The sequence below is a fragment of the Xanthovirga aplysinae genome (assembly GCF_009711365.1).
In the GTDB taxonomy this organism is placed as follows: Bacteria; Bacteroidota; Bacteroidia; order Cytophagales; family Cyclobacteriaceae; genus Xanthovirga; species Xanthovirga aplysinae.
On record NZ_SMMB01001080.1, the window covers coordinates 1 to 7,716 of the forward strand.

The following is a 7,716-nucleotide window of genomic DNA, read 5'->3' on the forward strand; positions in this document are numbered from 1 at the left end:
ACCTGTTATTCTTATTTCCTTTTCAATACATTTACTCTCCTCCCCTTTTGAGAAGCATAAATTTCATTATCATACATAGCTTCACAATAGACAGCCGGCAAATAATAGTTACCTTGGTAAGCCGCATTCAAATTCACCTTAAAAGTTTTACGCTCCCGCGGTTTCAAATCAAAATAAAGTTAGCACCTTATCATCTCTGATATCCTGATATTCCGGAGTACTTTGTCCATTTTCATCTCCCATTAAACGACTGTTTAGAATTTCCCATCCAGCAGGGAATACCTGGCTTAAGGCCATTTCTTTATAAACACCCCTAAGTCCCGGATTATAAACGGTAACCCGAGCTTCAAAATCGGTACCTTGCTCCAACTGGTTAATATCAATTTCTTCTCCGGATTTGTTCAGGTAGTTTACCATTATTTCCAGATTCTTAGCCGAGGTTTCCTCCTGCCCTTCCAGAGGCTGCCCCTCCAGGATCAGACGGGCATACAAAGGGGTTTCTCCTGAGTTTTCGAGGAGAATATTTCCAGGATTTTCTGCTTCTAAGGTGTTGGAAGAAACTAAACGCCCACTGCTGATGTGGTTGACTTTTCCATTTGGTTGAGTTAATGCAAAGTTAAAATATTTATTTTCTTCCTCCAGTTGAACAAAGTCTGCCACAGCAATAAGGCTGTACGCTGTTGCCTGTGTGCTGATCCAGTTTTGACCGTTACTTAACTCTTTTGCTATTTGAGAAAGGATTTCTATTCCCTCCTCACGCATACCCAATAAACTTAGCGTTTCCAATATCATAGCTCTATCTCGCAGAGCAGATCCGAAGGTTCCTGAAAGCTCCCGATAAGGCTTTACTTCTTTATTTACATCTTCAATAACTCCCTTAGCCACTTCTTTCAGGCCCATAATAGCATAGGCTGCAGCCAATTTCCATTTGGCCTGTGGACTTAGGTTATCCCGTGTTCGCAAACGATTCATGGTCCCACGGTCCTCCTCCTGGGCCAGTGCCAAAGTGTATAAGCGATAGGCTTGAATAAGGTCATCCCGACTATATTCAGAATCAACTTTCCACCTGTTGGCTTTATCCTTCTGGTATTCTACCCACTTGGTAAACATACTTTCCGGTACACTATACCCCTTATCTTTAGCCAGCGTCAAAAAGTGTCCGGCATAATTTGTCCCCCATTCATTGGATTCCAGTAGTCCCGGCCAATAAGCAAAGACTCCTTCCGAAGTTTGAAACTGGAGTAATCGGTTAATTGCCGCGGTAACATTACTCTGAATCTCTAATTTCTCATCATCACTTAGATCCATTAACTGAGGCAAAAATAATTGTGCAAATACAGAAGACACCGTTTGCTCCACGCATCCATGCGGATAACGAATCAAATAAGCCAATCGTTGCTTTAGATTTATGGCCGGCAAACGTGACACCTCCAAAGTTGCTTCATTGGTTCCTACAAGTCCAAAAGGCTGATAATCCTGCTTCCAACTTTCCCCGGCCTCAATAAATTTATTCACCACTTTGGTCATCTTGGGGTTAGCAGAGCGAACATCAAGTTCTACCTCGTAAGTAGCTTTGTGTTTACCAGCAATGGCTTCAATCTCCACTTTGGCCAATCCCGTACTTTCAGCCGTTTCCATAGAAAATTCCACAACCTGATTTCCAGGCTTTTGGAAAGCAATACTTTTGGCCCTGGCTCCTGTGACCTTTAATTTTTCGTTCCCTTTTACTTTTAGTTTAACACTTTTTATACCCTCATCATGTACAAATACATTGACCGGCAATTTGATTTTTTCACCAGGTCCCAAAAGGCGAGGAAGAGTCCCAAGGACCATTAAAGCCTCCTTCACAGGGGTAGTTTTTTCAGCTGTTCCATAGGCTCCATCCTGAGCGGCAATAACCATCGTCCTTACCGAACCTATGTATTGAGGCATTTGAAATTTATGGTTCTTTGTTTTCCCTTCATCTAATTTAAAAGGTCCCAAAAATTTAACTACTGGTTTAAATCGATTCGTTTTTCTTTCCTCTTCCTCACTTAATTCATCATCCCCACCAATAGCCAAGAGGTGTTCTAATTCACCACCATAAGCGCCTATTACTTTATCGTAAAAATCCCAGCTTTTCACTCCCAGAGCTTCTCTTGAATAGAAATGCTCCCAAGGTTTTGGAGTTTTGAATTTTGTAAGATCTAGTAAACCATCTTCTACCACCGCAAGCGTATAAGCCATTGCTTTTCCATTGGCTTCCGAAACTTTAATGTTCACCTCCTGCTCAGGTTTAAGGAGGTCAGCCATATCAATCTTTGGCTCAAGGTGTGTTTCAGGGTCACTCACCCCTATAGGAATTACCCCATAAAGGCGCATAGGCAGGTCATTATGCGATTGGTCATGAGGCTGTAGTAAAGTGACATGGGCATAGAAGTTAGGAGCCATTTGTGACTCAGCTTCAAACTTAACCGTATTTTCACCTTCTTTCATTTCTACCCACCAACTTTTTAATACCCTATTACCATTTTCTATACTTACCAAAGCCCTACCCTGATTTGAACCAGGAATACTTAAACTAATTTCTTCTCCAACAGCATACTCATCCTTATCAGAAGAAAACGTTAACATACTTGCCCCATCAGCATCACTCTTTCGTTGACGACCCGCCCATCCCGGCCAATCAATATAAACGATTTTACCAGCTGAATGCCCCGATACCGGATCAAACACCCGTACATAATATCGCCCCCAATCCGGATACTTAATTTGGAAATTTACATTTCCTTTCCCTTTGTTAGTGCTTGTTTTTCCCTTAAAAACAGGACTCTTATAAGACCGCCCCAGATAATTGGCTATATCGTCCTCCGATTTATCCCACCACCAACGCCAATTTAGTTTATATACTTCTACCTCCACATTTTGTCGTGAAATAGGAGCACCATTAGCATCTACACTAACTATTCGAATGGGAATATCCTTGTCGGTTTCCAACATTCCTCTTTTATCACCCTCTGGCAGCCTTAAACCTACAAATGAAGCATAAGGGTAATAAGGAATACTAAAACGATCAATACTAAAATCACCACCTTCCTCAAATACCTTTCCTTTAAAAACTGCATTTAGCATTCCAGGTGCATTCTCTGGGGTTTCCAGATTTAAGTTTATCTTGGCAAAACCGTCTTCATTCACTTTACCATCAAAAATCTCTGTTGTTTCTGACCTAAAATCCCTGGATAAATCATCAAAGATGTAATTAGGAAAGGCCTTAAATGCTGTAGAGGACCTCACCAAAGTCATCTGGAAATTGGCACGTAACCCCTGTGCAGGAGCACCATGTAACCAATTGACTTGTAGATCTCCCTCTTTCGCTTTTTCTAATTGAGTGAGTTTGTTGGTTTTAAAATCTAAGTTAATTTTTAATCGATTTGGCTTTACGGTTTCCAGACGGAGACTTTTTCTAAAAACGCTTCCTCCTACCTTTACAACTGCAGTCCAATTTCCCGTCCTATAATCAAAATCCGTAGGAATATGGAAAGCATAAATACCAGAAATATGATCCTTCTGCACCATTCGATGCACCAGTTGTCCATAAGGATCGGACAACTCCAAGACCACAGGGTGAACTTTAGGAAGCCGTTTTTCCAGATCTTCCAACATAAATGTCAGATGTAAAGTATCCCCTGGTCGCCAAACTCCTCGTTCCCCATAAAGGAACCCTTTTATTCCCTTCTTAACTTTTTGACCTGCTACATCAAAATTACTCAGGGAAAGAGAAGAAGCAGGGTCCAATTTCAGATAAGCCCTTTGCTCCCCTTGCTTGGCCATTAGAACAAAAGGTTTTTTGTTAAGAGCCAATTCTGCCTTTCCATCATTGGACGATACCGAAGTAGCCATTACCTGTTGCTGGTAGTCATATACCTCAAGGTCAACACCACCTAAAGGTTCTGTATTTTTCAAATCGGTAACAAAAGCATGCAGGACACCATTTTCTCCCTGTTTGGCAATAAGGCCTAAATCCGAAGCCAATACATTTCTCTTGACCGAACGCTCTCTTCTATAATAAGCCGAATGACAAGGGTTATCCCTTTGATACCAGTCATAATCGTAGGAATAATAGTCTTCATAGGAATCCCAATTTGTAGTTTCCAGATCAGCTTCACTAAAATCCCAATCCTCCTCCATAGTTTGCCCTTCATCGGCCTGGGCAATTTCCTGTTCACAGTAGTAAGCAGAATGAGCATGACGAAACCCTAACTCCACCTGATAAATGGCTCCGGGCTCCACTGTGATCAACTCCGCTAAATCGAGGGTAAAACGATTCCATTCTCCCAAATTGGTAATTCCTGAAGTATTTAAATAGATGGTTTTTCCAGCTACAGGGCGACCCACTCGTATAAGCTCCTGACTTCCATCCAATTGATTACTTTGCAAAAATTGAAGTACATTATTCTCAAAAATTCGAATTACTTTAACATCAACGGCCTTTAAACTCACCGCCTCAAAAGGTATCACAAGGCCCTGTGTATTAGGCAAAATCACACCCTTTCCCACAAAACGAACGGCAGGTTTTTCTTGTGAAAATAGTAGGTTAGCTTCAAAATCTTCTTGCAGCTTGTACCCTGAAAGGTTAAATACTTCCTTATTTACCTGAATATTCACCTTACCAGTTAAACGCTCGTGGGTAAAAACATTAATTTTGTTTCCTATAATTAAAAAGTACGACTTTTGAATATTCCCCCTACTTTCCACCCTAATGAGCCCCTCCAAATCCTGGTTTTGCCGCAATGCATCCGAGAACTCTAAAGAAATATGGGTTTCTCCCCCCTGAACTGCCCTGGCCTGTAATATTTTAAAATCGCCCAGAGCAGGAATTTCCACCTCCTTGTTTCCCGTAAGTTTCATTCCCAGGGCCTTTCCATTCCATTTTAAAAGTAGATTTCCGGCCTCCTTCTTCCGTTTGATCCCCTTGACAAAGAAATTATGGATGTTTTCTTTATTGGATGGATGCTCCCAACTAATTGATAAGGAGTTATCTTCCTGGTAGGCTGTTAATACTTTCTCAATTTGTTCATTCTCGGCAAAGTCAGCTGTATATATTTTCCCTTGCAATTGATGATTGACCGGGTCATTCATGTCCATTAACTGGAGGCCATCCACCTTTACCTCAAAATTTTGAACAATTGTTTTAAAGCTAAATTCAAAATATTTATTTTCCTCAGCAATCGGCAACACTTTGGAAAGATCGGCAACGACATTGTAAGTCTGCTTTTGTTTTAAAGGTTTAGCTGGTTTAAATATGATGGTACGTTTATCCGCCCAATAAGCCTTCCCTGAGATTTTGGGTTCAAAAGAAAAAAAACCCGAAGGTACCTTTTCGGCTAAGCCTTGAATTTCGGGGTTAGAATTAGCTAATCGAATACGAATCTCTCCATGAGAAGAGATTACTCCTGTGGTATAAGAAGAAACATATTCACGGTAAAGTTCCGCTTGTTCTTGCTTACTAAGTGCTTTAGATTGTTCTTCTTTCTTTTTAGAGCATTGAAAAAAAATTAATGCTATTAATATGAACAGGATTTTACTAAGAGAAATATAGGTGTAGGAGTATTTCTTGTTCATTATAAAAATTTTTATAGGAAAAATTAAAAAAAATTACTTTTAAAAGAGCTTAACTATGGCGATAAAAATAAATAACATACTTAGAAAATACTCTTATTTTTGCAGTAAAAGTATAAATTATTATTTAATTAAATAGAAAATAATTAACACATTTATAATCATTTCAACATTATTAACATTATTTTCCAAAAATAATAACATATAACATACAGAGAAATAATCCAAAAACAACACTAGTAAACACAAAACTAAGGAGGGCTAGTTTTAGAAAATAGATGATTTTCCTTTTGAGAAGTAAACCAACTTACACTTCATTTCGTTTACCTCGATGTTAATCCTTTCAATGACAAAAGGTATTACTCCGATTAATCCTTCGCAAGAACACGAAAGAAGCACCTACTACAAAAACAGGGATGAATAATAGGTGCATAGGTGTCCTTGAGTCCATTGAAATTAATTTTTATAGAAGAAAGTGGTCTTAAGACCAAAAGTAGAAAGGAAACCCTAAAATTAAGTTCCAATTAACAAAATTGAATAGAACATATAAACAAATTTTCCCAGGTACAGCCTATTGATATAAAAACTAAAAAAGATAACTACTGATATGTTAAATTTCGAATTTAAAAACCCAACCAAGATCATTTTTGGTAAAGACCAAATCACTAGTCTTTCAAAAGAAATTCCCGATAATGCTAAAATCCTAATGCTATATGGGGGTGGTAGCATTAAGAAGAATGGTATCTATGAACAGGTAACTGCAGCTTTGAGCAATTTTGAGGTAGTAGAGTTTGGAGGAATACCAGCAAACCCAGAATATGAGATCCTTTTAAAAGCTCTTGAAGTCATAAAGTCGGAGAATATCACCTTCCTACTAGCTGTGGGTGGAGGCTCTGTTATTGACGGAACTAAATTCTTGTCATCAGCAGCCCTTTATGAGGGAGATACACCATGGGATATTTTGGCCAATAAAAAACCTACATTAAAGGGACTTCCTTTTGGCACGGTACTAACCTTGCCAGCAACTGGATCGGAAATGAACTCCGGAGCAGTAGTGAGCCGGGCTGAAACAAAAGAAAAACTAGCCATGGGCGGGCCAGGATTATTTCCCCAATTCTCCATCTTGGATCCTCAGGTTGTTCAGTCTATCCCAAAACAACAATTGGCCAATGGTATTGTGGATGCCTTTACCCATGTATTAGAACAATATATGACTTACCCTTCCGGAGGGCACTTACAAGATCGAATTGCTGAAGGCATCTTACAAACACTTATCGAAATAGCGCCCAAAATAATTGCAGATCCTTCTGATTACGAGGCTGCATCCAACTTTATGTGGAGCTGCACCATGGCCCTAAATGGATTGATACAAAAAGGAGTCCCTACCGATTGGGCCATCCATGCCATGGGACATGAATTGACCGCCTTATATGGAATTGACCATGCCAGAACACTTGCCATTATAGCACCAAGCCATTATCGATTTAATTTTGAAAACAAAAAGGATAAACTGGCACAATTTGGAGAAAGAGTTTTTGACCTAAGAGAAGGAACCAAAGAAGAAAAGGCAAAAGCAGCCATTGAAAAAATGGAAGATTTCTTCCACTCCCTAGAGATAAAAACAAGACTTTCAGAATATACTCCTGCATATAAGGGTACAGCTAGCATTATTTCGAAGCGCTTTAACCAAAGGTCCTGGTTGGGAATAGGGGAACATAAAAACCTCACTCCGGATCATGTTGAAAAAATTGTGGAAATGAGTTATTGATCAATTTTGTTGCCAAGGAAACCACAAATTTAAAAAAGCGCCTATCTTCAAACATATTATTGAAGCAGGCGCTTTTCATATGAACAGGGCTTGGGGTAAGATCAACCGTTATAATAACTCTCCTGAAGAAGAAATATTATGAACTCTTCCAGGATATCTTTTAAATACCTCATGCACCGTTTTTAAAATATCCTTTTTGGCAACATTAGCTCTTTTTAAGGATCGATCAGCAGATGCATGCCAAATAATTCTATTGCTATTCGTGTCTAGAAAACTGACTACTAAAGTCCCTTTATTATATTGGTAAGGAATCCTTATTGGATAAGGATAGCCCCAACCCCATCCCCAAC

At 39.4% G+C, this 7,716-nt stretch carries 3 protein-coding genes; 1 reads left to right on the forward strand and 2 read right to left on the reverse strand.

The genetic code is table 11. From position 1 onward, the window contains the following. Positions 1-168: 168 nt before the first annotated feature. A complete protein-coding gene (locus E1171_RS12265) occupies positions 169-5,601 on the reverse strand; it encodes an alpha-2-macroglobulin family protein (RefSeq protein WP_155206299.1) in 5,433 nt (1,810 codons plus the stop codon). Positions 5,602-6,205: 604 nt separating this feature from the next. On the opposite strand from E1171_RS12265, the gene E1171_RS12270 reads away from it, so the two are divergent. Further along, complete coding sequence (locus E1171_RS12270) at positions 6,206-7,366, forward strand: iron-containing alcohol dehydrogenase (RefSeq protein ID WP_155206300.1); 1,161 nt, start codon at positions 6,206-6,208, stop codon at positions 7,364-7,366. Positions 7,367-7,474: 108 nt separating this feature from the next. Here the strand turns inward: E1171_RS12270 and E1171_RS12275 are convergent. Continuing rightward, on the reverse strand, positions 7,475-7,716 hold a 242-nt coding region (locus E1171_RS12275), incomplete at its 5' end, for a DUF4136 domain-containing protein (RefSeq protein ID WP_155206301.1).